Source organism: Ruegeria sp. AO1 (assembly GCF_056535985.1).
Genome location: NZ_JBQFJC010000002.1, coordinates 70,293 through 95,844, shown reverse-complemented (window position 1 = coordinate 95,844; position 25,552 = coordinate 70,293). Strand labels below are relative to the sequence as shown.

27 protein-coding genes are annotated in these 25,552 nt (G+C 55.5%); 14 read left to right on the top strand and 13 right to left on the bottom strand.

Going from position 1 to position 25,552, the window contains the following annotated elements:
• Positions 1 to 4: 4 nt before the first annotated feature.
• The 4 genes from nirK (at position 5) to ACR3FB_RS18560 (ending at position 2,787) form a co-directional block, all read left to right on the top strand.
• A complete protein-coding gene (gene nirK, locus ACR3FB_RS18575; protein ID WP_480566602.1) occupies positions 5 to 1,222 on the top strand; it encodes a copper-containing nitrite reductase in 1,218 nt (405 codons plus the stop codon).
• Between the two features lie 16 nt (positions 1,223 to 1,238).
• Positions 1,239 to 1,988, top strand: a complete 750-nt coding sequence (locus tag ACR3FB_RS18570) for a formylglycine-generating enzyme family protein (RefSeq protein ID WP_480566600.1) — start codon at positions 1,239 to 1,241, stop codon at positions 1,986 to 1,988.
• Between the two features lie 184 nt (positions 1,989 to 2,172).
• Entirely contained in the window at positions 2,173 to 2,427 is a 255-nt protein-coding gene (locus tag ACR3FB_RS18565; RefSeq protein ID WP_480566927.1) for a DUF1214 domain-containing protein, read from the top strand.
• Positions 2,428 to 2,622: 195 nt separating this feature from the next.
• Positions 2,623 to 2,787 carry a hypothetical protein gene (locus ACR3FB_RS18560; protein ID WP_480566598.1) on the top strand — a complete coding sequence of 55 codons (165 nt, stop codon included), beginning with the start codon at positions 2,623 to 2,625 and terminating at the stop codon, positions 2,785 to 2,787.
• 304 nt (positions 2,788 to 3,091) lie between these two features.
• Here ACR3FB_RS18560 and ACR3FB_RS18555 read toward each other — a convergent pair whose 3' ends face one another.
• The gene (locus ACR3FB_RS18555) at positions 3,092 to 3,568 is read right to left on the bottom strand and encodes a MarR family winged helix-turn-helix transcriptional regulator (protein ID WP_480566596.1); all 477 of its coding nucleotides are present in this window, start codon (positions 3,566 to 3,568) and stop codon (positions 3,092 to 3,094) included.
• Between the two features lie 209 nt (positions 3,569 to 3,777).
• Between ACR3FB_RS18555 and ACR3FB_RS18550 the strand changes: the two genes are divergently transcribed.
• The 5 genes from ACR3FB_RS18550 to ACR3FB_RS18530 all read left to right on the top strand — a co-directional run bounded on the left by ACR3FB_RS18550 (position 3,778) and on the right by ACR3FB_RS18530 (position 7,715).
• Positions 3,778 to 4,308, top strand: a complete 531-nt coding sequence (locus ACR3FB_RS18550) for a GNAT family N-acetyltransferase (RefSeq protein WP_480566594.1) — start codon at positions 3,778 to 3,780, stop codon at positions 4,306 to 4,308.
• A 38-nt stretch (positions 4,309 to 4,346) separates the two neighbouring features.
• Positions 4,347 to 4,745, top strand: coding sequence for a helix-turn-helix domain-containing protein (locus ACR3FB_RS18545; RefSeq protein ID WP_480566592.1), 399 nt, complete (start codon positions 4,347 to 4,349; stop codon positions 4,743 to 4,745).
• A gap of 26 nt (positions 4,746 to 4,771) precedes the next feature.
• Positions 4,772 to 5,089: a helix-turn-helix domain-containing protein gene (locus tag ACR3FB_RS18540; protein WP_480566590.1), complete on the top strand. Its 318-nt coding sequence runs from the start codon at positions 4,772 to 4,774 to the stop codon at positions 5,087 to 5,089.
• Positions 5,090 to 6,702: 1,613 nt separating this feature from the next.
• The gene (locus ACR3FB_RS18535) at positions 6,703 to 7,392 is read left to right on the top strand and encodes a hypothetical protein (RefSeq protein ID WP_480566588.1); all 690 of its coding nucleotides are present in this window, start codon (positions 6,703 to 6,705) and stop codon (positions 7,390 to 7,392) included.
• A 74-nt stretch (positions 7,393 to 7,466) separates the two neighbouring features.
• The gene (locus ACR3FB_RS18530; RefSeq protein ID WP_039524390.1) at positions 7,467 to 7,715 is read left to right on the top strand and encodes a ParB N-terminal domain-containing protein; all 249 of its coding nucleotides are present in this window, start codon (positions 7,467 to 7,469) and stop codon (positions 7,713 to 7,715) included.
• Here the strand turns inward: ACR3FB_RS18530 and ACR3FB_RS18525 are convergent.
• The 10 genes from ACR3FB_RS18525 to ACR3FB_RS18480 form a co-directional block, all read right to left on the bottom strand.
• Positions 7,707 to 8,720, bottom strand: a complete 1,014-nt coding sequence (locus tag ACR3FB_RS18525) for a fatty acid desaturase (RefSeq protein ID WP_480566586.1) — start codon at positions 8,718 to 8,720, stop codon at positions 7,707 to 7,709. The genes ACR3FB_RS18530 and ACR3FB_RS18525 overlap by 9 nt on opposite strands.
• 73 nt (positions 8,721 to 8,793) lie before the next feature.
• Complete coding sequence (locus ACR3FB_RS18520; RefSeq protein WP_170430361.1) at positions 8,794 to 9,000, bottom strand: cold-shock protein; 207 nt, start codon at positions 8,998 to 9,000, stop codon at positions 8,794 to 8,796.
• Positions 9,001 to 10,056: 1,056 nt separating this feature from the next.
• On the bottom strand, positions 10,057 to 11,811 hold the full coding sequence (locus ACR3FB_RS18515; RefSeq protein WP_480566584.1) for a SulP family inorganic anion transporter: 1,755 nt from the start codon (positions 11,809 to 11,811) through the stop codon (positions 10,057 to 10,059).
• A 23-nt stretch (positions 11,812 to 11,834) separates the two neighbouring features.
• A complete protein-coding gene (locus tag ACR3FB_RS18510) occupies positions 11,835 to 13,514 on the bottom strand; it encodes a bifunctional protein tyrosine phosphatase family protein/NAD(P)/FAD-dependent oxidoreductase (protein WP_480566582.1) in 1,680 nt (559 codons plus the stop codon).
• 21 nt (positions 13,515 to 13,535) lie between these two features.
• Positions 13,536 to 14,420 carry an MBL fold metallo-hydrolase gene (locus ACR3FB_RS18505; RefSeq protein WP_480566580.1) on the bottom strand — a complete coding sequence of 295 codons (885 nt, stop codon included), beginning with the start codon at positions 14,418 to 14,420 and terminating at the stop codon, positions 13,536 to 13,538.
• 24 nt (positions 14,421 to 14,444) lie between these two features.
• A complete protein-coding gene (locus tag ACR3FB_RS18500; RefSeq protein ID WP_480566578.1) occupies positions 14,445 to 14,882 on the bottom strand; it encodes a DUF6691 family protein in 438 nt (145 codons plus the stop codon).
• Between the two features lie 3 nt (positions 14,883 to 14,885).
• A complete protein-coding gene (locus ACR3FB_RS18495; RefSeq protein ID WP_480566576.1) occupies positions 14,886 to 15,320 on the bottom strand; it encodes a YeeE/YedE family protein in 435 nt (144 codons plus the stop codon).
• Complete coding sequence (locus ACR3FB_RS18490; RefSeq protein WP_480566574.1) at positions 15,320 to 15,517, bottom strand: YgaP family membrane protein; 198 nt, start codon at positions 15,515 to 15,517, stop codon at positions 15,320 to 15,322. Before ACR3FB_RS18490 ends, ACR3FB_RS18495 begins: the two co-directional genes overlap by 1 nt.
• 113 nt (positions 15,518 to 15,630) lie before the next feature.
• Complete coding sequence (locus ACR3FB_RS18485) at positions 15,631 to 16,305, bottom strand: Crp/Fnr family transcriptional regulator (RefSeq protein WP_480566572.1); 675 nt, start codon at positions 16,303 to 16,305, stop codon at positions 15,631 to 15,633.
• A gap of 185 nt (positions 16,306 to 16,490) precedes the next feature.
• The gene (locus ACR3FB_RS18480) at positions 16,491 to 17,150 is read right to left on the bottom strand and encodes a GntR family transcriptional regulator (protein WP_170668152.1); all 660 of its coding nucleotides are present in this window, start codon (positions 17,148 to 17,150) and stop codon (positions 16,491 to 16,493) included.
• A gap of 134 nt (positions 17,151 to 17,284) precedes the next feature.
• Here ACR3FB_RS18480 and dctP point away from each other — a divergent pair, with 134 nt between their 5' ends.
• From dctP to ACR3FB_RS18455, 5 genes are all read left to right on the top strand, one after another.
• On the top strand, positions 17,285 to 18,271 hold the full coding sequence (gene dctP, locus ACR3FB_RS18475) for a TRAP transporter substrate-binding protein DctP (protein WP_170467593.1): 987 nt from the start codon (positions 17,285 to 17,287) through the stop codon (positions 18,269 to 18,271).
• A gap of 93 nt (positions 18,272 to 18,364) precedes the next feature.
• Positions 18,365 to 18,907 (top strand): TRAP transporter small permease, encoded by a 543-nt coding sequence (locus tag ACR3FB_RS18470; protein ID WP_170378218.1) that lies wholly within the window; start codon positions 18,365 to 18,367, stop codon positions 18,905 to 18,907.
• 5 nt (positions 18,908 to 18,912) lie between these two features.
• Positions 18,913 to 20,229 carry a TRAP transporter large permease gene (locus ACR3FB_RS18465; RefSeq protein ID WP_480566570.1) on the top strand — a complete coding sequence of 439 codons (1,317 nt, stop codon included), beginning with the start codon at positions 18,913 to 18,915 and terminating at the stop codon, positions 20,227 to 20,229.
• Positions 20,226 to 21,482: a malonyl-CoA decarboxylase gene (locus ACR3FB_RS18460; protein WP_480566568.1), complete on the top strand. Its 1,257-nt coding sequence runs from the start codon at positions 20,226 to 20,228 to the stop codon at positions 21,480 to 21,482. The genes ACR3FB_RS18465 and ACR3FB_RS18460 overlap by 4 nt, the downstream gene beginning before the upstream one ends.
• A 5-nt stretch (positions 21,483 to 21,487) precedes the next feature.
• Entirely contained in the window at positions 21,488 to 23,002 is a 1,515-nt protein-coding gene (locus ACR3FB_RS18455) for a malonate--CoA ligase (protein ID WP_480566566.1), read from the top strand.
• Between the two features lie 398 nt (positions 23,003 to 23,400).
• Here ACR3FB_RS18455 and ACR3FB_RS18450 read toward each other — a convergent pair whose 3' ends face one another.
• Both ACR3FB_RS18450 and ACR3FB_RS18445 read right to left on the bottom strand, forming a co-directional pair.
• Positions 23,401 to 24,705: an L-fuconate dehydratase gene (locus ACR3FB_RS18450; RefSeq protein ID WP_480566564.1), complete on the bottom strand. Its 1,305-nt coding sequence runs from the start codon at positions 24,703 to 24,705 to the stop codon at positions 23,401 to 23,403.
• The gene (locus tag ACR3FB_RS18445) at positions 24,702 to 25,547 is read right to left on the bottom strand and encodes a fumarylacetoacetate hydrolase family protein (RefSeq protein ID WP_480566562.1); all 846 of its coding nucleotides are present in this window, start codon (positions 25,545 to 25,547) and stop codon (positions 24,702 to 24,704) included. Before ACR3FB_RS18445 ends, ACR3FB_RS18450 begins: the two co-directional genes overlap by 4 nt.
• Positions 25,548 to 25,552 lie beyond the last annotated feature (5 nt).

The following is a 25,552-nucleotide window of genomic DNA, read 5'->3' as shown; positions in this document are numbered from 1 at the left end:
TATTATGACCAAGTTCATCAACCCCGGCCTCATGAAAACCAGCCGCCGTAACATCTTGCGCGGCAGCGTGCTCGCCGGTGCCGCCGCAATGACGGGGGCAGGTGCAATGGCTGCATCGCGGACACCCAAACTGCATGGCATAAACACAGTCTCAAACAACATCTATCGGGTGGCGGGCAAAGAAGAGGCCGCAACAGATGCCAAGCCTGCTGATTTGTCGGGCTACACTCGGGTGAAGCAGGAACTCGTACCCCCACCTTTCGCACCCGCACACGAGCAGGTCGCGACTGGCGGTCCGAAGATTGTTGAGATCACCATGGAAACCGAAGAGCGGCTCATGGTCGTTGACGAAGACAATGGTGCCGAAATCTGGGCGCTGACCTATAACGGGTCTGTCCCGGGTCCGCTGATCATCGTCCATGAGGGCGACATGGTGGAGTTGACGCTGCGCAACCCGACTTCCAGCATGATGGAGCACAACATCGACTTCCACGCGTCGACTGGTGCCCTGGGTGGCGGTGGCCTGACCCATGTCTATCCCGGCGAGGAATGCGTACTGCGTTGGAAGGCAACCAAGCCTGGTTGCTTCACGTACCACTGTGCTCCGGGCGGTGACATGATCCCGTATCACGTCGCGCATGGCATGAACGGTGCCATCATGGTGCTGCCGCGCGATGGCCTGAAGGATAAGGATGGCAACCCGCTGCGCTATGACAGCATCGCCTATTTCGGTGAGCAAGACTATTACCTGCCCAAGGACGAAAACGGCGACTATCGCACCTACAAGGCGGCAGGCGACGACTATGCCGACAGCCTTGAAGTGATGCGTGGCCTGATCCCGACCCATTCGGTGTTCAACGGTGCCGTCGGTGCTCTGACCGGTGAAGGCGCGATCAAAGCCAAAGTTGGTGAGACTGTGCTGATGGTCCACAATCAGGCGAACCGGGACTCGCGCCCGCACCTGATCGGCGGGCATGGCAACTATGTCTGGGAAAGCTCGTTCACCGACGCGCCTCTTCAGGACATGGAAACGTGGTTCGTGCGGGGCGGCAGTGCGGTCGCGGCGATGTACACCTTCGAGCAACCGGGCGTCTACGCCTACGTCAACCACAACCTGATCGAAGGTGTGATGCTGGGTGCGACCGCTCACGTGGTGGTCGATGGTCAGTGGGACAATGCTCTGATGGAGCAGGTTGTCGCTCCGCGCAGTTTCGAAACCTAAGAGAGGAGGAGGACCGGTGTCGGCCGCAGCAAACTCAGAGACAAGACTTGGTAAGACGTCCCTTCGTTTCGCCATCTTGGGTCTTGCGGCGGCAAGCATCGCCTGGGTCGCGCTCACGCAGCGCGGCCCGAATCCAGCCTATTTGCCCGCGATGGCCGAGCGCGCCGTCATTTTGCCGGACGGGCGTTCGGTCTACGTGCAAAAATATGAAGTCACCGTAACCGAATGGAACAGATGCGCGGACGAGGGTGATTGTCAGCTGACCTTGCGCGCACGACCTGACCAGGACCCCGCTACAACACCGGCAACCGGGCTGAGCTATGTGGACGTTCAGCAATATGTCACCTGGATCAATAAGAGGAGTCGTCACAACTTCCGACTGCCCACTGCTGAAGAATGGAATTCTTTGGCCGCCGCTGTTCTTCCCGAGAAACCCGATCCAATCTTTACGGACCCGTCGTTAACCTGGGCATCCAGCTATCTCATTGAAGGCCTGGCCCCACGAGCGCTCAAGCCTCAAGGTAGCTTTTCTGCTTCCCCCGAAGGCGTCGTCGATCTCGACGGCAGCGTGTGGGAATGGACGATGGAGTGTTACGACGGGATGGATGGTGGCACGCCTCCCGATCGCTGTCCGGCATTTTTCGTCGGAGGCGAGCATTTGGCAGCGATGTCTTATCTGGTCCGCGATCCCGCGCGTGGAGGATGCGCCGTCGGAACGCCACCGGCCCACCTTGGGATGCGCCTGATCAGCGACAAAGCAGTTTAAGCATGACAAGAGCTCTATGCGATCGTCCAATCAAGCTTTGCGCACGAGACGAGAGATTGATCGAACAAAATACTCGAATGACAGCTTCGGGCCGTTAAGGCCCAGAACAACGAACCTGATGCCGCAGCCGCAAAGGCTTTCTGCGTGAGCAAAAGCCGCGCCTGCACGGGTCCGATTAGTCCGCATTGCGGTCATTGGCACTAAGCGCAGCGAAGGTCCGGTTCCCGGTGGTATCGACTCTAATAGACCGGGGATAAAACCGAATGAGGATGGGAGTACCAGCATCTATTTTGGTCCAGAAGCCCCAGAAGGTTGGGAGAACAACTGGGCGCAAACCATGCCCGGGCAAAGCTTCAACGTGATGATGCGCCTCTACGGCCCGCTCGAGCCTTGGTTCGACAAGACCTGGCGTCCCGGTGATCTGGAACTGGTAGAATAAAGCGACAACCGCGACTATCGGGCGACGCTACTTTTTGGCGTCGTCTGACATTTTTTCGATGTCCGCTTTGGGCTCGGAGCCGCCACTTCGCGGACGAAGCGGACTTGTGCGCATGCCGCTATTGCTGACGCAGAAATTGCTCGCGGGCGCGGCATAGTTCTTGCTGTGAAGCAGCATGTGTCATCAGAGCGGTCATTGATAACCAGTCTGCAATCAGACTACTTCTGCCGCGTTGTGGAGGATTGCGTCGGCGGGTCATCCCTCAAAGCCCATGAAGCTGCGCTCAGCGCAATGGAGTATTTGCAAAGCGGCGCTGTTCAGAACCGTGAAACTGTGATCAACGCGATCTCTTTGCTCTGATACGCAAACGGCTCCATCATGTCTGTTTCGCATTGCCAAAAGCCCAAACCAGCAATTCGAAATGTGTCGAATGCTGGCAGGATTGGGCTCAGTGCTTCCGTTCCCTGCGGTAAGCATGATGGGCCGGTCGCAGTCCAAAGCGGAAGTGTCGTTCCAAAAGGAGATATTTGCTGCTAGCCTGCAATGAATGCGTGGCAATGAAAGATCGACCAAGTTGACGACGGTTCCGTTTAAGCTGCCAATTCCTTTCTTGATAAAAGCCTCGACAAAAAGGTACGTGAAGAGGGTCGGTCATTCCGGCCCATTATTCCGCCTTGTTCAAATCGCCAGTTGTCAGGATCGCGCCGGCCTGAAGGTCTTCGGCGTCTAGAATCGTTGCAACCCTTTCGAGCGCGGCAACAAGCATCGCTTGCTCCCAGTCCTCCATTTTCTTGAACCGCTGCACATAGAGCTGTTGCAGCGGATCTGGGGCGTCCGCTAGGGTTTGCCGCCCGCGATCCGTGATCAGTATATTGGTCTGCCGTCGGTCAGTCAGGGATTTCTCGCGCACAACCATGCCGCCCGAAACTAGCTTGTCCACTAGCGCAGTTACTGTGGCCTGGCTGACATGCATGCGCATTGAAATTGCTTTGGCCGTGGTTTGCCCGGTCTCGCCAATCACTTGCAGCACACGAAGCTGGACCGCGGTTAGCCCGGCGGATTGCGCCAGTTCCCGGCCGGACATCTCGGTGGCGCGCAGGATTCGGCGCAGGGCGACAAGACTACTGTCGATACGATCCATGTATCTACTCCGCGTTCGATTGGAGTGAGATTGTCAAATTTGTATTGATCACTCAAGTGTTAGCGGAATGTGAAATAATTAGTTTTACAAATTAAAATCTCGTTAAAAAAGATAGATCCATGACTGTCTAGTAAGTTTTAGCTTCGCCCTTTGAAGTTTTAACTTTCCTGTGTTACTTAGCTAATCTAAGTTCATTGATAGAGTGGTACATGCAGCATTCTTTGGAGTTGTTCGAACAACCTATTCCGGTATTGCGTCCCCCTTTGTCGGAAGATGGTGCAGCGGTGTCTTCGCTGGCCAGAACCGCGGATCAGGAAGCTATTGGTGATTTGCTTGGCGAACTGGCGGCGTTTGATGACTACAAAGAATTCTCAATCATTGCGGAACTGGATGGAGACCTGGTCGGCGCGATGCTGGCTTATGTTCTGCCATATGACCCGGAGACCTTGTTTATCTGGCTGGTCGGCGTTTCAGAGGGTGAGGTTGACAAGGGCCTTGCGTCGCTGATGCTGGGGCAGGTGATGCGTCGGGACGTCAGCGCCGATGTCACCCGTGTCCAGACTGTGATTACGTCCAACGACGAGTGCACCTGGGCGTTGTTCCGTCGTTTTGCGCGGTGGCAGCGGTCCCGGATGGACATCCAACCCTTCATCACGCAGGCGCTGACCCCATATCGCCGTCATGCAAACAGCAACCTTGTGACGATCCGTCTTAAGGATCATAGCGAACTCGCGGCCTGACCGCGCGATAACATTTTCAATCAAAGTGAGAGAGCAGAATGAACGTAGCCACGACGATATCAAACGACACCTCATACTATGGTGATGAAGCAGCAACTCTGGGTGACCGGATCGTCGCTGCGCGCGAAGCCGTGGGGTATTCGCAAAAGAAGCTTGCCAGCCGCCTGGGCGTTAAACTGAAGACTGTACAGGGATGGGAAGAGGACCGTACCGAGCCACGCGCAAACAAAGCGCAGATGATGTCCGGCATTCTTGGGGTCTCTCTGGTTTGGCTTCTAAGTGGTGAGGGAGAAGGTGTGCTTGAACCGGCCGATACCCCTTCGGGATCGGAGGAAATTCAGGGCATCCTTGATGAAATCCGGAGCCTCCGGGCGGATATGACTGAGACCACCCGCAAGCTGAGCAGTGTTGAAAAACGACTGCGCGCCAGACTTTGACATGGGCGCAATCGCGAACTTCAGGCATGACCTATGGCCATGTCTCAAATGACAATAAAAAGGAGCAGATGATGACAGGACCGGATCCCAGTCTTGCACCCGTTGATTCGTCGCAAGGCACCCGTTCGGACATCAATTCCGAGCCCGTGGCTACGCCGCTGGAGGTCCGCGAAAAGACCGGTTTGACCGTGGCGGAAATGGCCGAACTTATCGGGATGAGCGAATTTGGCTACAAACTGTGGGAGGACGGCGCCCGCCGCCCCGGAGGACCTGCGTTCAAACTTCTCGCGCTACTGGATGCTCATCCAAAAGAAACATTTACTCGTCTTCGAGAACAGATTTGAACGATACCCGTGCAGATCGCTTCGTTTTGCTTGCCAGCCGTGGACACGATTGGTCTCATTGTCAGTCCAAGAACAAAACTCAAATTTACTTTGGTATTGGGTCGATCACACTGCGGTATCATGTGCCCAGAATTCCTGCCCCACCATTGTGCCTTAATGCCCGAAATCGGCCCTTCCAGCAGACTTTCTACGCAATGCGTTTGTGAGGCTGCACCGCGCATGACAGAACTCAGTTTCTGCCAATTCGCCAATAGCTCCGTTTCAAAAGTGGTATCACGCTGAATTTTGCCTCTCAGTTCTTCTCTTGGCCACCTAATAACTCTCCGGTCTCAAAAAATGACCACTTCGTAGCACACGCTTCGTGACGAGCGTGCGTCCTTGACTCTTCACAGGCTAGGACCCACAAAAGTGCATTGGTGAAAATTACTCGTCGCTGCGATGCTGCCGGCTTCGATGATCCAATGGCCTTCAGACTAACTGTAGCATGTGCCCCAGCATAGGAACGGGTTTCGTTGGGGTCTTCGCTATGAGCTCGTTCCTCGCAAGCATTCGCAACTGTCACTTGACATGCTCCAGTCATCTCGTGACCCATGAAAGAAGGCGCCGTATGAACAGCACATGGCTCATAAATTGCGTGCTTAATGACCGATAGATCAGGTCTCAGGTTCCGTTTCAATCAGTCGTTCATCGTGTTTACGCGCTGCATTCTTTGTTTGATCCCGACACTTTTGGTGCTGCTCACAGGAACGAAGCTTCCTGCTCAAGTCGCCAGCAATGCCGACGGATCTGTTTGTGACGAAAGTTTCGATAACAAGAACGGATCCTGTCAAAGAACGGACGTACCAGAAAACGCATATTTGACCGGCAGTGCCTTTGGTCCAGTTTGGGAATGCAACCATGGATTCCAGCGTGTTGAAGATCTTTGTGAGGAAATAGCAGTTCCCAATAACGGATATCTTGCATCGACCGGAGATCGATGGGAGTGCAATCGGCTGTTCCAGCGTGTCGGAGAAAAATGCGAAGAATTGATTGCGCCTCAAAACGGGTACGTCGAAACCCGGTTTGGCGCGCAGGAGATACACTGTGACTGGGGGTTTCGCAAGGAAGATCAGGATTGTGTTGCGATTAGTGTCCCAAGCAACGGTCGTCTGAGCGACAAAAGAAGCTCAAAAGGATGGGTATGTCTCAGAGGTTATAGGGCAGCGGATAGCGGCTGTGAGCCTGTGGCAGTTCCGCAGCATGCGTACCTTGCACCTGAAACCTATTCCGGATGGAAATGTGAACGTGGTTTTCGCGCAAACCGGGACAGGTGCGTTGCGATCCTTGTGCCTTCAAACGCTCATTTGAATCGAAGAGGTGATGGTTGGGAATGCAATCGGCCGTTCACACGACAGAACGATACGTGCACCGAAAATGTGCCGCGACAATAGGTTAATGGAAATCAATCTCGCCCGACATATCCGGAAGGACCAAGCCGTGAACCACAACTCGATAGACGAAAACTTGGGCAAAATGCTCAAAGCCGAAAAGGCTCATCGCAGGTCCTACATAGTTAAGATGTTTATCGCGTTAGCGGTTTTTGTTGTGGCGATAGTTGTAGTGGTGTTTCTCTGATGCGTAAAAATGTCCCTCAAGTAACCCTTCCGGCTTCAAAGACGTCAGCTCGCGGTCTGGACCAAAGAGCATTTCAGGACCGCAGTGTTCGTAAAACGCAGAACGCTGACGTATCTGGTGTGATTGAAGAAGAGTTCGGGAAGTACTTGATTAAGGCTGGTATTCTGAGCGGTAACAGCGTTGCGCGCGCCTTCCCCAAGCCACCAGCTAAAACGCAGGCAATGATTGCTGATGCAGTTGGTGAAACACCGGCATTGGCCATTGAAGCCTTGAAAGAAATTCTCGAAGAACGAGACAGGAAGCGTAGCGGTCAACGCCGATTTGAGGGAAACTCCGGCACCCTTGTTCCCAGTAAAAGAGAATACGTCGAGGCATTGCGCCAGATCAGGCTCACCCCTGCGCAGGTTACAATGCTCAAAGCACTTACAATCGCAGGCAAGGAAGGTCTGACCATTGGTCACTTGTCTCAGGCAGCCGGTTACAAATCGCGCGAGGCGTCCATCAAAGTTTTCAAGAAAGTCGGACTATTGATCGCAGAATATCTGGAACTCGAACTTCCCGAAGCTGGATCGGCACAGAATGATGGCGCCGCGCAGGTTTTGGCATTTTCTCGCATCGAAAGTGAAGATGAGCCAGCAATCTGGATTATGCATCAGGAACTGCGCGATGCTGTTCGTTCGGTTCTATGACGTACATTCCAGACCCAGCTCTTGTAGCGAACTTTGAACCGGAACAAATGCACGAAAGGTTGCTCACATAGCTTATGTTGGAGAAAAGACCATATCCGCTCGACCTGATCTATGTACCTGTGAAACGGGCGAAAACGCTTGATCAACAAAAAGTTCTGACGTTGGCCGAAGATATCCTGAAGAACGGCCAGAAGACCCCGATTCAGATACGCTCGGACAACAAGAGGTTCGTGCTGATTGAAGGCCTTCACCGACTAGAGGCCATTCGCGCCCTGGGCGGTGATACGGTCGAAGCCTATCTGGTACGCGCCAGACTACACTAAATGCCTATTGGAATTGGCGTTCGACAAAGCCTCGGAAAATGTCAGCAGACGTTGACTTCTTTCATCCCAAAGATGCAATCGTGCACAATGAAAGCTCTCATATAGAGTAATACGCTGGCAATTTTCTAACGCAGAATGGTCACGCAAAACTTCGTTTAGCCGGTAAAACGGTATGCGGCTGGCAAGGTGGTGAACATGGTGAACGCCGATATTGGCAGAGAACCAACGCAGGATGCCTGGTAGGGCATAATGAGAACTTCCATAGAATGCGGCGTTCTGAAGGTTCCACCCTTCTTCCCGTTCCCAGGTCGTGTGTTCAAACTGGTGTTGAATATAGAAAAGCCAAATACCAATCGATGATGCGATAATCATGGTCGGCAGGAAAACATACGCCAACACTTCAAAGCCTCCGACCCATAAAACCAGAGCAAATAACCCTGCAATCGCGACGTTTGTTCCCATCGCACTTGCCCAGTACAGCCAGCCCGACCGCATGAAACCAAAAGGTAAACGGTTTTGAAGAAAGAACGTATAGATCGGCGCAACACCGAACAGGAAGATGGGATTCCGGGTTAGACGATAAGCGGCACGCCCGAACCACTTCCGCTTCAGGTATTCTTCAGTGGTCAATGTAGGGATATCACCCATGCCACGCCGATCAAGGTTACCGGTTGAGGCGTGGTGAATCGCATGGCTTTGCCGCCAAACGTCATAGGGTGTCAGGGCAAGAACACCTAGAACCCGGCCAGTCCAATTGCATACGGTGCGGTTTCTGAAGAAAGATCCATGACCACAATCATGCATAATGATGAAGATACGGACCAGAAATGCGGCATTCAGGACAGCCAGCAATATTGCGATCCAGACACTATAAGATAACGCAAACCACGCTAGGGCCCATAGCGCGAATAAGGGAACAACAGTGACCGCAAGTTCAAAAACACTGCGCTTCGCATCGGGCACACGGTATTGCGCGAGCACCCGCGTCCAGTCTTTAGGTTGCAAGTTACTTGTTCTCCACCGGCTTATAGTAGCCCATTGTTCAAAAGGGCACCCGAAAAGGGGTGCCCTTAAAAGATCAGGCGAGTGCCAGATTGGCGGCGCTGTCGCGTCCGTCACGGCCCGCTTCAACGTCGAAGGTAACCTTTTGGCCATCCTTCAATTCGCTGATGCCGGAACGTTCAAGTGCTGAAATATGCACGAATACGTCGCGCTTGCCGTCTTCAGGCTCGATAAAGCCAAAACCTTTGGTCGAGTTGAACCATTTTACTGTGCCATTTGCCATGGTGGAGGTCTCCCAATACTTGCCGCCCGCATCATTGCGGCGACTCGGCGTGGTCGGTCTGAATCGAAAGACTGAACGCCGAATTGGGGAGACAGCAGGTCGAAAAAGAAAAACGTAAGCCTTGTGTATATGGACTTCGAGTACGCACGATACAAGCCTTGATGCGGTGGAGGGCAACAGAGAAATCGAGCCTGTCTGGCTTAGAACCCGACAAGTTGAGATAACGCTGTTGCTCTGCAATCCAAACGCGAAGGCGGCTTGGGTAGGCGGCACAAAAGATCAATGACCGCTTTTGGGAATCTATCCCGCAACATCCGAGACAGCGATAAGCGTCCGTTTTGATGCCGTGGCGAGACTTTGCAAAGTCTGCTTTCTGCGCATCGCTGACGTTGTTAGCGACCGCAGCATCGGTCGCTATAGGCTCGAAGCAGTCCTTCGATGCGGCTGACGCAATCGGCCGCTTTGGGCTGAGTGCAGGGGCAGGGCATTCTGCTGATCAACTAAACTCAAGTAAAACAAACTGCGCCGGTTTCCGGGTTGCGAAGAGGCTCACTGGCGTTTCTTTTGATGTAGACTTGAAACGCTTGAACCATCGAAACATTAAATAAGCGCAAGTATCTTAAGGTGTCGAATTCAATGGGTGATGTGTCTCATTAATTCGGTCCCATTGACTACGTACTCCGACAAAAGGCATAATTTCGATAATTACATCGCATAGTTATGATTATGATAAAAAATCCGCACTCTTTCAGGATACACACAAGTCGCGGTTTCACTAGTCTTGGCTAGAAGATTGCATATTGGACGGATGTTTACACTTGAGATATTTGTTACCCTGACCGAAACGGCCGTTCTACAGATGCCAAAGGCAGGTTTCGTCGCAAGAGAACTTTTGGAGGAACTGACGAACGGTTGTCCTTTTCAAAAAGGATATGGGAATACGCCTACTGTATGTTGAGCGGAGACACCCCCGTCAGAGGATTCGTTACTGCCATTTATCACTCGATATACAGGGCTCAAGCGCCGCACTTCAATCGGAAGTTAAGCCTGACAAATCTAAAGCGTCGAGCGGTTTCGGACTGTCTCAACAACATTGTCATGCGCGCCGAACGTGATCCAAGCCTCATATTGCGACAGAAATACCCGACCGTTCAAATGTTCAAGGAAATGAGATCGCTTCAGCCTGTCCATAACTGGCCCCTTGACCTCGGACAGATGCAGGCCGACTCCCATATCTGATAAAATTTGGTTGATCGCCTCAAGGCTTTCCAATGCGGAATAGTCAACTTCGTTTACCGCAGTAAACATCAAGATCACATGACTGACGCTACCTCCTTCAGGCACACGGTGCTGGATCAGATCTTCCAGAAATCGTGCGTTGACGAAATACAGGCTTTCATCCACGCGTAACGTCACTATGGACGAGATCGTTTCAACCTCGTGACGTAGAATGTTGCGGAAATGCTGCGAGCCGGGCACGAGCCCGACCTCGGCCACATGCGGGCGCGAAGTCTTGTAAAGATGCAGTAGGATCGAGGTTACCACGCCCGAGGCGACCCCCACCTCGACCCCCAACCCCAACGTAAGGCCAATGGTAGCGGCGACTGCAACAAAATCGGCGCGAGAATAGACCCATGTCTTTTTCAGAACTGAAAAATCTACAAGGCTGAGTACGGCAACGATGATCGTTGCTGCCAAAGTGGCCTTGGGCAGGAAGTAAACTAAAGGGGTCAGCGCAAAGGCGGCAATAGCAAGACCAACAGCAGTGAATGCTCCAGCAGCCGGTGTTTCGGCTCCGGCATCAAAATTGACGACCGAACGCGCAAACCCACCCGTAACCGGATAGCCCCCTGTAAACGCTGCCCCCAGATTGGCCACGCCCAAACCGATCAACTCCTGATCCGGATCAATCCGCTGGCGTTTCTTTGCGGCCAGTGTCTGCGCGACCGAGACACTTTCGACAAATCCGATGATCGAAATCAGGATCGCCGGAGCAATCAGCTCTTCTACAAGATTTAAGGAAAGGTCGGGCATTGTGAATGGAGGCAAGCCCTGTGGCACCGTACCTACAATCTGGACCCCTTGAGCATTCAGACCCAAAGCCCAGACAGTAACAGTTGTAGCAACCACGGTGGCGACAGGCCCGGCTTTCGTCAGAATGTCGGCAAGAACCGGCCCTGCCCCCAAGAGCCCAAGAAAGTGTTTGAGGTGTTTGCGCACCCAGAACAAAAAGCCGGTGGCAAGGCTGCCGATTGCCAGCGTCACCCAATTTGTTTCGGGTAAATGGGCAAGGATTGATCCGACCATTTCAGGCAGTGTGTGCCCATGCACATCGACACCCAGAATGTGCCTGAGCTGACTGGTTGCAATCAAAACGCCAGAGGCGGTGATAAACCCGGCAATCACCGGATGGCTGAGGAAATTGGCCATGAACCCCAACCGCATCACGCCCATCAGCACCAGAAACGCGCCAGACAGAAAGGCCAGAGTCAGGGCTGCGACGGCATAGCCTGCAGTGCCCTGCTCGGCCACCTGCCCGATCGCGGTGGCGGTCAAAAGCGACACGACCGCCACCGGTCCGACGGCCAGCGCGCGGCTTGTCCCGAAGATCGCATAAAGCACAATCGGAACAATCGACGCGTATATGCCGGCCTCGGGCGGCAATCCTGCCAACAGAGCGTAGGCAAGCGATTGCGGGATCAGCATGATCGTCACGATCAAGGCCGCAATCAGGTCGTTGGAAAATGCGCCGCGCGTATAGTTCCGGCCCCAATCGAGAATGGGGACAAATCGGCTAAGATGGTTGATCATCTGAGGTCTTCCGATGCGCAGGGCTATTCCGGGGCCACGTTCAGTTTTTCCGGATGCGCCATCCATTCCTTGCCACGCAGCATTGCCTTCCAATAGATCGGCGGCAGCACGCTTTCCTTCAGAAACCACGCCAAACGACTGGGTTTAGTGCCATCTAACAGAAATCGCGGAAAACTGGGCTTGAGCGCTCCACCATAGCCGAACTCTGCCAAGACGATCTTGCCGCGTTCGACGGTCAGCGGGCACGAGCCATAGCCGTCATATTGCGCCGTAGCAGACCGACCTGCGATGTCAGCCACGATGTTTTCCGCCACAGTGGGCGCCTGCTTGCGTGCTGCCGCCGCTGTTTTGGCATTCGGCGCATTCATCACATCGCCCAGGGACCAGATATTGTCAAAGCTCTTGTGCCTTAGCGTGGCCTGATCGACATCGACCCACCCAGCCGCATCCGCAAGCGGTGACACCCGCACAAAATCCGGAGCGGTCTGCGGTGGGCAGACATGGATCATGTCGAATCCCACTTCAACCCTGCGCTGTTCACTATCTGGTTGGGTCACCTCGAACACCGCCGTCTTTGCAGGCCCGTCGATGGCAACGAGGTTGTAGAAAAAGTTCAACGAAGCGTCGTATTTTTCTACATAGCGTTCCAGCGCCGGGACGTAGTCTTTGACGCCAAACAGCACTCCACCGGCGTTCATGAACTGGATGTCAATGTCGCTCAGTACGCCCCGCCGAGACCACGCGTCGCCGGATAGGTACATGGCCTTTTGCGGCGCACCGGCACATTTGATTGGCATCGGAGGCTGGGTAAAAATTGCTCTGCCCTTTTGCATCTCTCGCACCAACTGCCACGTACATGGGGCAAGATCATAGCGATAGTTCGAGGTTACGCCGTTGCGACCAAGAGTTTCCTCCAACCCCTCGACCTTGCCCCAATCCAGCTTCAGACCCGGGCAGACGACAAGTCGGTCGTATTTCACCACTCGGCAACCATCCAAAACGACGGCGTTGCTTTCCGGCTTAAACGCGGCGACGGCCGCCTTGATCCAATGCACGCCTTTGGGAATCAGACTGCCCATGGTCTTGGCCGTCGTCTGGGCATCAAAGATACCGCCACCCACCATGGTCCAACCGGGCTGATAGTAGTGAACATCTGCTGGATCAATGACGGCAATTTCCAGATCGGGTTGCCGCGATTTCAGACTGGCTGCGACCGAGATCCCCCCTGCCCCCGCGCCGACAATAACAACCTGAAAATGGGCGTCGCCCGTATCTGTTGGGGTCTTGCCGCCATTTGCGATCCGGCGGGCCACGCCGTTCATGTCGTAGCCCGCTGCCTTGGTGGCTGTCAGGATTTCGGCAATCGGCCGTTTTATAGCCTCGTGAAACGACCACAGCATCGCCGAGCGTGTCCCGGTGCGACAATAGGCAAACACCGGGCGTTGCAGGTCCTCAAGCGCTGCGCCAAACGCCTCGACATCCTGATCTTTCACCATGCCGGATTGTACGGGAACATAGCGAGCCTCGATCCCTGCGGCCTTGGCTGCGGCGGCGATTTCCTTGAACGAGGGCTGATCCGCCCCTTCGCCATTGGGCCGGTTACAAATGATCGCGCGGAAACCCTGCGCAGCGATTGTCCCGACATCCTCAACCGAGATCTGAGGGCTGACGGTGAATTTGGGTGATATCGTGCGAAACTCCATCTTTGTTCTCCCTCTCGCCGGTTACAGCGTATTTACCGGTACTTTGAGCATCGGGTTGCCGTCGGGATCCTTGGGCACCTCGCCTGCTCTCATGTTGACCTGTAGTGAAGGAATAATGAGGTTTGGCATCGCCAGTGTTGCATCACGTTCGGTGCGGAACTTGACGAATTCTTCTTTTGTCTTGCCACCACCAACATGGATATTGTGGGTCTTTTCCTCGGCTACGCTGGTTTCCCAGGCAATATCGCGCCCGTTTGGCCCATAGTCGTGGCACATGAACAGACGCGTTTCATCCGGCAATGCCAGGACTTTCTGGATCGAGTCATATAGAACGCCCGCGTCGCCGCCCGGAAAATCGGCCCGGGCAGAGCCGCCATCGGGCATGAACAGCGTATCACCGACAAAGGCCGCGTCACCCATGACATGAACCATGCAGGCTGGCGTATGTCCGGGCGTGTACATGGCGAAGGCCTGCATGTTCCCAATCATATAGGTGTCGCCATCCTCGAAAAGCGCATCGAATTGCGAGCCGTCACGTTGAAACTCGGTTCCTTCGTTGAAGACCTTGCCGAACGTGTCCTGCACCACGGTGATCTTGGAGCCAACCCCGATCTTGCCCCCAAGTTTTTCCTGAATATAAGGCGCTGCGGACAGATGATCGGCATGCACATGGGTTTCGATAATCCACTCCAGCTGCAGGCCCTTGTCGATCACAGTCCGGATCAGCTCATCCGCGTGATCAAAGGTGATGCGACCGGCCGCATAGTCGATATCCATGACACTGTCGACGATTGCGCAAGAGCTCGAGTCCGGGTCTTTCACGATGTAGCTGATCGTGTTCGTTGCAGCGTCAAAGAACGCAAATACGTCTGGTTTGATCGCCATGTTTACGGGGTAAGTGGCCATATCTTGTCTCCTCCGGGTTTTCATTCAGGTACGTGTTTGCAAATCAGGAGCCAGCGCCGCCTGCAGGCCTTTGGCGAGGGCAATGCCCGCAACCAAGGCGCCGACGAAGGCAAAGACCTCCCATCGGCCCGTGCCCAGTGCGGGCAATGCGCCACCCGGGCAGAATCCGGCGATGCCCCAACCGATGCCGAACAAGGCCGACCCACCGACGAGCTTGGCGTCGATCTTTCGCGCCGATGGCAAATGAAACGCAGGTTCAAGCACGGGTGCGGCGCGGCCGAAGACCATCTTGTAGCCGACAAAGGTGGTTGTCAGCGCACCACCCATGACAAAGATCAGGGACGGGTCCCAGTTTCCGAACAGGTCGAAGAAATTCAGCACCTTCGCTGGATTCGCCATGCCGGAAAGCGAGATGCCGACACCGAAGACCAGACCGATCAGATAGGTTGCAATGAGTTTCACGCTTTATCCTCCGAAAACGTGGCGTGTGACGAAAACGGTGGCAAAGGCAAACAGCATGAACGTTGTTGTGGCTGCGATCGAGCGAACGCTTAGCCTTGCCATTCCACACACACCGTGGCCCGAGGTGCAGCCTCCGCCCAGCGTCACGCCGACACCGACAATCACACCGCCCAGAACAAACGCAGCCGTTGGGACCGGCACCTGCACCTGAGGCATCTGCCCAGACATCGACCATACCACCAAGGGTCCGGTTGCCATGCCTGCCAGCAACGCTGCACGCCAGGCAAAATCACCGGACGATGTAGGCCGCAACAGCCCGGCCAAAACTCCGGTTACGCCCATCACGCGTCCCATCAGCAACATCAGCAGGACCGAGGCCACTCCAATCAGAACGCCGCCAGCCAGCGACGCCCAAGGGGTAAATGCCGTCTCGATCATCAGCAGTTCTGACAGGTCTTGAGGCCAATGATGCGGTAAAGCGGGCAGTTGCCGACAAAGGCCGTCAGGGTGAACACACCCGCCACGATCAGCGCCAGCCAGAAGAGGAATCCGCCCCCCAGCACACTCGTGCCCACAGCCAAAAATAAAAGCATCGCAGCAATCAGAATGCGCAACGCGCGGTCAAGTTTGCCCATATTTGTTGTCATGTCACTCTCCATCGGGAATCGATGAAATGACAATTGCACAGCGCGGCTCACAGCTTTGGTGACATGGTCACCAAACTGCCAAAGCAAACGCAAAGTTTGATTTAGACCTCGGGCGTCGCCGATCTTGCCAAGCGTTCCAGCCCCTCACGGTCGCTCAAGCAGACTTCGCCACGCGACTGTTCTACCCAGCCACGGCGTTGGAATTCCGCCAAGGTCCGCGAGATCACTTCGCGCGCCGTGCCCAGCTCTGTACTAAGCACAGCATGCGTTGCGTGTACGGTCTCGCCTGCCCCCGCCAGCTCTAGCAGCCGAGAAGCCAGTCGTACGTCCATACGCTTGAACACGATATCGTCGATCAAAGTAAAGAGATCGGTGATCCGGCGAGAGTAAGCTGTAAAGACGAACTCTCGAAACACAGGGGATTTCGCAACCAGATCGTCGAACGTTTGGCGCGGGATAGCCACCGCTGAAACGTCTGTCTCGGCTATGCCGTCGGCGGAATAGTCTTCAAAGGCCAGCATACACGCCGTGGTCAGCACGCAGCTTTCACCGGCATGAACACGGTAGAGGAACACCTCGCGCCCGGTCTCAGATTTCTGCTGAACCCGGACGGTTCCCTCCAAAAGAAGCAATAGATTGTCAACCGTTTGGCCTGGCGCGAATATCTGGGTGCCAGCGGGTACGTTGACGATCTGGCTACCGCTGATCAGATCGTTGCGCACAGTATCCGGTAGGCGGCTGAGACCTTTGAACTTATCAATCCATGAGTGTTCCATAGCCGATAATCCCACCATTTTGACTGCCGCAGCAATTTTGCCAGAACCGTGCCGCTACTCAATGCGATATTTTGAATGTGAGGCGAACAACCGCGTTCTGAAAGATGCCATTCCTGTCACATGGCATTTCCCCGTGCTGGAATAGAATTGGGCTGCGTGGCTGGAGGTGGTGAACCCCCGCCCGCTTATCGCTCAGCAGTGTTTTTAAGCGATGCCATCAGGTTATGAAACTTCTCGCCTTGAACTGCGACATGGGAACGAAGGGCATTGGCAGTATCGTCCGCCAAGCCGTCCTCAAGAGCGCGAACGATGTCCTCATGTTCGGACATCGACTGCGCCATACGGCCACGAAATCGAAGCTGTTGCCGCCGGAAAGGTTTGAGGCGCCGATGCAGTTTGGAGGCCTCTTGTTCCAGAAACGAATTCCCGGATTGCTTGTAAATTATGCGATGAAACCGTTCGTTTTCGAGATAGTACGTATCTGGATCACCAGCATCGACGGCCTGCTGACATCTCGCGTTCGCGTCTGTCAGGTCTTTCAAGGCCTCCTCGGAAATACGCATAGCGGCAAGTCGGCCACAGACAGCTTCGAACTCGGCCATGACCTCGAACATCTCCATCAGTTCGACCGGGCCCGGCTGTCGTACAAAGGCACCACGACGCGGGATGAGATCGACCAGTCCCGACAGCGCAAGTCGTTGAAATGCCTCTCTAAGTGGCGTCCTTGAGACTCCAAACTGTTCGGCCAATTTGACCTCATCCAGACGGTCGCCGTCTGAGAATGTACCGTCAAAGATCAACTCTTCCAGTTCCTGGGCGATATTATCGGCAAGTCGTAAGTCCATAGGATTATGTATAGGACTCAATTTGCAAAAAATTCAAGAGCATTGATCTTGTATACAAAAACATTGACTAAAAAACATAACCGACTTAAGCATACCCTGACCCCGGTGCGCCGGGTCGAAACAGGGAGGAAATAATGAAAACCATTTTTAAGACAGCCGTTGCTGTCGCCGCACTTGTATCTGCTGGCACGCTTGTATCCGCAAAAGAGCTGCGCCTGTCGCACCAGTGGTCCAACAAGGACATCCGTCACCAGGTCGCACAGATCGTGGCCGATGAGGTCGCAGCCGCCGATGTCGATCTGGAGATCAAGATTTTCGGTTCAAAATCGCTGTTCAAACCGCGCGAGCAATACAAGCCGCTCAGCCGAGGTCAGCTGGACATGACCGTTCTGCCGCTCAGCTATGCCGGTGGTCAGCAGCCCGCCTATAACCTGACTTTGATGCCCGGTCTGGTGAAAAACCACGATCACGCAGCGCGTCTTTCCGAATCTCCCTTCATGGAGGCGTTGGAAGAGAAGATGGCCGAGGATGACGTGATGGTTCTGGTCCATGGCTATCTGGCTGGTGGTTTTGCCGGGAAGGACAAGTGCATCACCAAGCCCGAAGACATCGCAGGCTTGCAGACGCGTGCGGCAGGTAAATCCTTTGAGCAGATGCTGGCCGGGGCCGATGCCTCGATCGCCTCCATGGCATCATCGGAAATCTACAACGCGATGCAGACTGGCGTTTTGCAGGCGGCCAACACTTCGTCATCGTCATTTGTCAGTTATCGCATCTACGAACAGGTCAGCTGCTATACGCCAGCGGGCGACGTTGCGCTGTGGTTCATGTATCAACCACTGCTGATGAACAAATCCACCTTCGACGGGCTGAATGAAGATCAGCAAGCTGCATTGCTGGCCGCGTCTGAAAAGGCACAGACCTACTATCTTGAAGAAGCCAAGAAGCAGGACGCAAACTCAGCCAAAGTCTTCGCCGAAGCGGGCGTCGAGATCGCTGAAATGAGCGCGGAAGACTTTGAAGCATGGCGCGCTCTTGCACAGGAAACATCCTATAAGGCGTTCGTAGAAGAAGTGCCGGACGGTCAGGAGTTGCTGGACAAGGCTCTGGCGGTCGAGTGACCCTCTCTCGCCCGGGCGGCCCCGCTGCCGCCCGGCACTGATCTCAGTTCTGATCTTCAGACTTAATTGCATCTCAATCACTAGGAGACGCAAATGGCTGGCCATAGCTCTGCCGTTGCTTCCCATACCGGGAACAATCCTTTCCTACGCCTTGTCGCTGCGCTTTCAACTCTGGCCGGATGGTGTTCTGCGGCTATGATCGTTGCCGCCGTCGCCATCACCTGCCAAATGATCGTAGTGCGCTTTGTCCTGAATGGTTCGACCATCTGGCAAACCGAAGCGGTCATCTACCTCGTCATCGCCGCCACCCTCGTAGGTCTACCTTATGTTCAGCGCCTCCGTGGTCATGTGAATGTCGATCTGATCCCGATTTCGCTGGCCCCGCGCCCCCGCTATTTTATGGCGATCCTGACCTCGGCCCTGTCCATCGCCATCGTCTCGGTCATGCTGTTCTACGGCTACGAGTATTGGCACTTCGCATGGGAGCGTGGCTGGAAATCCGACACCGTATGGGGTGTGCGGCTGTGGATTCCCTACCTGTCTATCCCGGTCGGCTTTGGACTGCTGCTGCTTCAGCTAATCGCTGACCTCGTCGCCGTCCTGCTTGGTATCGATAAACCCTTTGGTCTGGAGTAAAGCCGATGGATCCCCTTCTGCTCGGCGCCATTGTCGCCATCGCCACCATCCTTGTTCTGTTTTCGGGCGTGTCGGTCGCCATCGGTTTGCTGATCGTTTCAGCCGGGTTTCTGATTGTCTTCGACGGTCCGCGCTCGCTGGAACTGATGCCTGAGATTCTGTTCGGAAAGCTGGATAACTTTGCCCTTCTGTCGATCCCGATGTTCATCATCATGGGGGCGTCCATTGCGTCGACGAGGGCCGGAGCTGACCTCTATGAAGCCTTGGAACGCTGGCTGACCCGTGTACCCGGAGGGTTGGTCGTATCCAACCTTGGCGCCTGCGCTTTGTTCGCAGCCATGTCCGGATCGTCACCCGCGACTTGTGCCGCAATTGGTAAGATGGGCATCCCCGAGATGCGCAAGCGCGGCTATCCCGACGGCGTTGCCGCAGGTTCCATCGCTGCAGGTGGTACGCTTGGCATCTTGATCCCGCCGTCGGTCACCATGATCGTCTACGGCATCGCCACCGAGACCTCGATTGGTCGCCTGTTTTTGGCCGGCGTGATCCCCGGCCTGATGCTGGTAGGTCTGTTCATGGCCTGGTCGCTTTATTCGACCTGGAAATCCGGTGACGCCACCCGTTTGGGGTCTGGTAGCTACACCTGGCGTGAGCGTTTCGAGATCCTGCCGCGGGTTCTACCCTTCCTCGGCATCATTCTGGGCGTGCTTTACGCAATGTATGGCGGTATCGCCACGCCCTCGGAAACCGCTGCCGTTGGTGCCCTGCTCTGCCTGCTGATCGCGATGGTCATATACAAGCTGTGGAACCCCAAGGACATCTGGGTCGTTCTGCGCGACAGCACCAAGGAAAGCGTGATGATCCTTTTCATCATCGCCGCTGCCGGTGTGTTCTCGTACATGCTCAGCTCGCTGTTCATCACGCAGGCGATTGCCGAATGGATCGGTACGCTGGATGTGAACCGTTGGGTTTTGATGGGTGCGGTCAATGTTTTCCTGCTAATCGCCGGGTTCTTCCTGCCGCCCGTGGCTGTAATCCTGATGGCGGCACCGATTTTGCTGCCGATCATCACCACAGCTGGCTTTGATCCGATCTGGTTTGCGGTTGTACTGACTATCAACATGGAGATTGGCCTGATCTCGCCCCCTGTCGGCCTGAACCTCTATGTGATCAACGGCATCGCGCCCGACATCTCGCTGAAGACCATCCTGACAGGCTCTCTCCCCTTCGTGGCCTGCATGGTGATCGCAATTGTCCTGCTCTGCCTGTTCCCGGGTCTGGCCACCTGGCTACCTGACCAGGTGATGGGAGCGGCGGTATGACCCTGCTGGCGGATCTTCTGTCCACCGTCTTCGAGCGGCGCTATCGCCGCTCGGGCGCTGCGGCACTCGATGGTCGCCCGCTGACCGAGTTGGCCGATGCGCTAGTTGGGTCAGCGGGCGAGACCTCGGGGCTGGCGCTGGCTGAGGAAATCCTGACCCGGTTCGACACTCTGGGTGATGACGAAAAGCTGGAGTTCTTCCGCTATATCGCCTCGGCCATGAATATCGACCCCGAGGCGGTGCGCTCGTCATTGGATGAATACGAACGCGATCCCTCGAAAGCCACCTATCGCAGCTTCGCAGCTGCGGTGGAACCGGCCCGGCAGGAATTGATCCGCCGATTGAACCGGGTGCCCGGTGCCACCGGCGCGCTGGTTCAGATGCGCGCCGACCTGCTGCGGTTGGGCGGCAAGGAGCCCGAGTTGCAGGCGCTGGATCTGGATTTCAGGCATCTATTCGCCAGCTGGTTCAACCGTGGCTTTCTGGTGCTGCGCCCGATCAACTGGGAAAGCCCGGCGCATATTTTGGAAAAGATCATCGCTTATGAGGCGGTCCACGCCATCGACAGCTGGGATGATCTGCGCCGCAGGCTCGAGCCAACCGACCGGCGCTGTTTCGCCTTCTTCCACCCCGCAATGCCCGATGAGCCATTGATCTTTGTCGAAGTGGCTCTGAACCAAGGCATCCCGGGCTCGGTTCAGGCGTTGCTTGCCGAAGACCGCGATCCGCTGCCGCAGGATCAGGCGGATACGGCTGTGTTCTACTCGATCTCGAATTGTCAGGCCGGGTTGGCCAGCATCTCGTTCGGCAACTCGCTGATAAAGCAGGTGGCCTCGGATCTGGCGGCAGAATTGTCGGGGCTGAAGACCTTTGTCACTCTGTCGCCCATTCCTGGCCTGAGCCAATGGCTGACGCAGGAAAAAATTGAATGGGACATCGAAAAGCCCGATCAGATGAAGGGGCTGGCGGCGCATTACCTACTGAACGCGAAGGGCCGGGGCAACATGCCGTTCGACCCGGTGGCGCGGTTCCATCTTGGCAACGGTGCGCTGATTCACGCGGTTCATGGCGATGCCGATATTTCGGACAAGGGGCGGGCACAGTCCGGCGGCACCATGGTCAACTATCTCTATGACCTTAGCCGCGTGGCGCAGAACCACGAGCAATTTGCGAATACCCGCGAGGTGATCGCCTCGACCGAGGTCAAATCGCTTGCCGCGTCCGCCTCTCTCACATCGACACAGGAAAGGTAATCCCTATGGCCAATCCTCTCTATGACGGTTTGTTCGGCGCTCACGCCGGTAAGGACACACCTTTTTTGCATCTGCTCGACGGTTCGGTGACAACGCATCAGGACTTTCTGAACACCGCAGCGCAGATCGCCCACCTGACCACACAGTTAGGCCTAAAACCCGGCGACCGGGTTGCGGCGCAGATCGAGAAATCAGCAGAAGCGCTGGCCCTCTATGCCGCCTGCGCGCAGGCCGGCCTGGTGTTTTTACCCTTGAATACCGCCTATACCGTCGATGAGCTGACCTACTTTATTGAAAACAGCGGTGCCTCGCTGATTGTCTGTGACGCCAAAAGTGAAGAGAAACTTGCCCCCATTGGCGCGCAACTGAGCGCGCGCGTGGAGACCCTGAACGCGGATGGCAGCGGTAGCCTGATGGAAAAGGCATCGGCTATGCCTATCAGTTTCGACACAGTCGATCGGGACGGCGAGGATTTGGCGGCATTCCTCTACACATCGGGCACCACGGGCCGGTCCAAAGGCGCGATGTTGACCCAGAACAACCTGTTGTCGAATGCCGAAACGCTCGTCGAAGAATGGCGTTTCACATCCGACGATGTGCTGCTGCACGCGCTGCCGATCTTTCACACTCACGGACTGTTTGTGGCAACCAATGTGTCCCTGGCTGCGGGCAGCAGCATCATTTTCATGCCTAAGTTCGATCTGGATGAGATTATCCGTCAGATGCCTCAGGCCACGACGATGATGGGCGTACCCACTTTCTATACCCGCCTGTTGGATGACGATCGGTTCACAAGCGAACTGGCCGAACACATGCGCCTGTTTGTTTCCGGTTCCGCGCCCTTGCTGGCGGAAACGCATGTGCAGTTCGAACAGCGCACCGGACACCGCATACTCGAACGCTACGGCATGACCGAAACCAACATGAATACGTCAAACCCCTATGAAGGGGAGCGTCGCGCAGGCACCGTTGGCGTGCCACTGCCCGGGGTTGAGCTGAAAATCTGCGACTCTGATGGCAACGCTCTTCCGCAGGGCGAGATTGGAGAGATCGAGGTACGTGGACCAAACGTATTCAAAGGCTATTGGCAAATGCCGGAAAAAACCGCGGCCGAGCTACGCGAGAACGGCTTTTTCATCACCGGCGATCTGGGCCGGATCGATGAAGAGGGCTATGTCCAGATCGTAGGCCGAAACAAAGACCTGATCATCTCAGGTGGCTATAATATCTACCCCAAGGAGATTGAACTGGTGCTCGATGACCAACCCGGCGTGCTGGAAAGCGCCGTCATTGGCGTACCCCACCCAGACTTCGGAGAAACGGTTCTTGGTGTGATTGTCGCGGAACCGGGCGAGACGCCCAACCTTGAACAGATGCAGGCTGCTGTGTGCAACAGCCTCGCGCGGTTCAAACACCCCCGGAAGTTGATTCTGATGGATGAACTTCCCCGTAACACCATGGGAAAGGTTCAAAAAAACATCCTGCGTGACCGGTACAAAGATATGTTCGTGGCCGCATGAAGAGATGCTTTTACCTGATCACGCAATGCAACGTGGGTTTAACTGTAGTTCGTTCCACGTTCGCAAAAGCCCTGCGCGATAAATACGTTAGAGGCGACTAAGGCAAGTCCATCGAAGCGTCTTGGCCAGTTCGCTATAAAAGTTTCGGTTTAGCCCCATGACCGGTCAATCACCCTTCCGTAGTGGTATCCTTCGGGTATTTAAACTAGTTCTTGGGCGGTGGAATGGTTGGTTTACAGCGGGTCAAAGATTCTTGCAGTAATCCGGCGTTGCGCCAGAGCCTCGGTTGCAGCAAGCAAAACAAACAGGCGGCCTCAAAGGCCGTATTCCCAAAGTAGAACGTTTTGTTTCTTCTTCAGAGTGGGCAAAGCGCAGCCCGACCATTGTGGCTACTAGGGTCAGGCAACAGGGGTTTTTTCCGCTGCCATTGGGGGCAGAAACCGGAAATCTCTGATGCTGTCGGGTTTTAACTCGATCGAGAACCCGGGCCGTGTCGGCGCCATATAGGCGCCGTTCTTCACCACGCAGGGGTCGATAAAGTGCTCATGCAGGTGATCGACATACTCGATCCGCTTGCTGTCCTTCTCGCCCGAGATCGCGACATAGTCGATCATCGACATATGCTGGACGTATTCGCACAGGCCCACGCCTCCGGCATGGGGCCAAACCGGCAGATCGTATTTCGCCGCCATCAGCATGACTGCGAGCACCTCGTTCAGCCCACCCATCCGGCAGCTGTCGATCTGAACGATGTCGATCGCGCCTTCCTTGATGAACTGCTTGAACATGATCCGGTTCTGGCACATCTCGCCCGTCGCCACCTTGACCGGAGCGACACCTTCGCGGATCGCCTTGTGGCCAAATACGTCGTCGGGGCTGGTGGGTTCTTCGATGAAGAAGGGCCGCGCGAAAGACAGCGTCTTAACCCAGTCGATCGCCTGATCGACCTCCCACACCTGATTGGCGTCGATCATGATGTTCATGTCGTCGCCCAGCACTTCGCGGGCGATGGTCAGGCGGCGAATGTCGTCATCCAGATCGCGGCCCACTTTGAACTTGGTGTGGGTAAAGCCCGCCTCCTTGGCCTCCTGACATAGACGGCGCAGCTTGTCGTCGGGATAGCCCAGCCAGCCCGCCGAGGTTGTGTAGCAGGGATAGCCCTCGGTCTTTAGCTTAGTGATGCGCTCCGCTTTGCCCGGGTCAGCGGCGCGGAGCATCGCTAACGCCTCATCCGGAGTGATCGCATCGGTCAGATATCGGAAGTCGATCAGGCGTACGATTTCTTCGGGGCTCATCTCGCTGACCAATTGCCAAACGGGTTTTCTCGCCTCTTTGGCCCATAGATCCCAAGCCGCGTTCACGACCGCACCAGTCGCCAAGTGGATTGCGCCCTTGTCCGGACCGATCCAACGCAGTTGGCTGTCACCGGTGATATGACGCCAGAACCGACCCATATCTTCGGTGATCCAGTCCAGCTCCAGCCCTTTGACCAACGCACCGAGGGCTTCGATCGCGGCCACGCAGATCTCATTGCCGCGCCCGATGGTGAAGGTCAGTCCGTGGCCCTCATGCGCGCCGTCAGTTTCCAGCACTACATAGGCGGCGGAGTAGTCGGGATCAGAGTTCATCGCATCCGACCCATCCAAACTGGCCGAGGTCGGGAACCGCAGGTCCTCGGTCCGAATGCCGGTTATCCGGGTCATTTGCTGGCCTCAACGGTTTGGCGCTGAACGCCCAACCCTTCGATCCCCAACTCCATCCGGTCGCCGGGTTTCAGATAGGTTTGCGGGTCCTGCCCCATACCCACGCCCGGAGGCGTTCCGGTTGAGATCACATCGCCGGGTTGCAATGACATGAACTGCGACAGGTGCGAGATCACCGTCGCAACATCAAAATGCATCGTTCTGGTCGAGCCCTCCTGATAGCGATGCCCGTTCACCTCAAGATACATCGGCAGGTTCTGCGGGTCCGGTACCTCGTCCCGTGTCACCAGCCATGGGCCGATGGGGCCAAACGTGTCTGCGGACTTGCCTTTGACCCACTGGCCCGAACGGTGCAGCTGAAAGTCGCGTTCGGACAGATCGTTGACCACGCAATAGCCCGCGACGTGGTTCAGCGCGTCCTTGACGGATACGTATTTGGTATGCTTGCCGATGACGACGCCCAGCTCGACCTCCCAATCGGTCTTGACCGAGTTTCGGGGTATTTCCACAGTGTCATCAGGCCCCATGATCGCCGAGGTCGCCTTGAAGAAGATCACTGGCTCTTGTGGCAGCTCCATGCCAGATTCAGCTGCATGGTCGGCGTAGTTCAGGCCGATGCAAATGAACTTGCCTACATGCCCGACGCATGCCCCAATGCGCGGGGTACCTTCGACCTCGGGCAGAGCATCCACATCCAACGCGCGCAAGGCATCAAGCCCGGCATCCGACAACGCGTCGCCCGCTATATCGTCGATGACACCCGACAAATCGCGGATCACGCCATTTTCATCCATAAGGCCGGGTTTTTCTTGTCCGACCGGACCGAAACGCAGCAGTTTCATCTCAA

What these genes read in the sequence shown, in the direction of transcription:
- nirK (WP_480566602.1), top strand. Translation starts at nt 5, where the DNA reads ATGACCAAGTTCATCAACCCCGGCCTCATGAAAACCAGCCGCCGTAAC.
- ACR3FB_RS18555 (WP_480566596.1), bottom strand. Translation starts at nt 3,568, where the DNA reads ATGGATCGTATCGACAGTAGTCTTGTCGCCCTGCGCCGAATCCTGCGC.
- ACR3FB_RS18550 (WP_480566594.1), top strand. Translation starts at nt 3,778, where the DNA reads ATGCAGCATTCTTTGGAGTTGTTCGAACAACCTATTCCGGTATTGCGT.
- ACR3FB_RS18545 (WP_480566592.1), top strand. Translation starts at nt 4,347, where the DNA reads ATGAACGTAGCCACGACGATATCAAACGACACCTCATACTATGGTGAT.
- ACR3FB_RS18540 (WP_480566590.1), top strand. Translation starts at nt 4,772, where the DNA reads ATGACCTATGGCCATGTCTCAAATGACAATAAAAAGGAGCAGATGATG.
- ACR3FB_RS18535 (WP_480566588.1), top strand. Translation starts at nt 6,703, where the DNA reads ATGCGTAAAAATGTCCCTCAAGTAACCCTTCCGGCTTCAAAGACGTCA.
- ACR3FB_RS18530 (WP_039524390.1), top strand. Translation starts at nt 7,467, where the DNA reads ATGTTGGAGAAAAGACCATATCCGCTCGACCTGATCTATGTACCTGTG.
- ACR3FB_RS18520 (WP_170430361.1), bottom strand. Translation starts at nt 9,000, where the DNA reads ATGGCAAATGGCACAGTAAAATGGTTCAACTCGACCAAAGGTTTTGGC.
- ACR3FB_RS18515 (WP_480566584.1), bottom strand. Translation starts at nt 11,811, where the DNA reads ATGATCAACCATCTTAGCCGATTTGTCCCCATTCTCGATTGGGGCCGG.
- ACR3FB_RS18510 (WP_480566582.1), bottom strand. Translation starts at nt 13,514, where the DNA reads ATGGAGTTTCGCACGATATCACCCAAATTCACCGTCAGCCCTCAGATC.
- ACR3FB_RS18505 (WP_480566580.1), bottom strand. Translation starts at nt 14,420, where the DNA reads ATGGCCACTTACCCCGTAAACATGGCGATCAAACCAGACGTATTTGCG.
- ACR3FB_RS18495 (WP_480566576.1), bottom strand. Translation starts at nt 15,320, where the DNA reads ATGATCGAGACGGCATTTACCCCTTGGGCGTCGCTGGCTGGCGGCGTT.
- ACR3FB_RS18490 (WP_480566574.1), bottom strand. Translation starts at nt 15,517, where the DNA reads ATGGGCAAACTTGACCGCGCGTTGCGCATTCTGATTGCTGCGATGCTT.
- ACR3FB_RS18485 (WP_480566572.1), bottom strand. Translation starts at nt 16,305, where the DNA reads ATGGAACACTCATGGATTGATAAGTTCAAAGGTCTCAGCCGCCTACCG.
- ACR3FB_RS18480 (WP_170668152.1), bottom strand. Translation starts at nt 17,150, where the DNA reads ATGGACTTACGACTTGCCGATAATATCGCCCAGGAACTGGAAGAGTTG.
- dctP (WP_170467593.1), top strand. Translation starts at nt 17,285, where the DNA reads ATGAAAACCATTTTTAAGACAGCCGTTGCTGTCGCCGCACTTGTATCT.
- ACR3FB_RS18470 (WP_170378218.1), top strand. Translation starts at nt 18,365, where the DNA reads ATGGCTGGCCATAGCTCTGCCGTTGCTTCCCATACCGGGAACAATCCT.
- ACR3FB_RS18465 (WP_480566570.1), top strand. Translation starts at nt 18,913, where the DNA reads ATGGATCCCCTTCTGCTCGGCGCCATTGTCGCCATCGCCACCATCCTT.
- ACR3FB_RS18460 (WP_480566568.1), top strand. Translation starts at nt 20,226, where the DNA reads ATGACCCTGCTGGCGGATCTTCTGTCCACCGTCTTCGAGCGGCGCTAT.
- ACR3FB_RS18455 (WP_480566566.1), top strand. Translation starts at nt 21,488, where the DNA reads ATGGCCAATCCTCTCTATGACGGTTTGTTCGGCGCTCACGCCGGTAAG.
- ACR3FB_RS18450 (WP_480566564.1), bottom strand. Translation starts at nt 24,705, where the DNA reads ATGACCCGGATAACCGGCATTCGGACCGAGGACCTGCGGTTCCCGACC.
- ACR3FB_RS18445 (WP_480566562.1), bottom strand. Translation starts at nt 25,547, where the DNA reads ATGAAACTGCTGCGTTTCGGTCCGGTCGGACAAGAAAAACCCGGCCTT.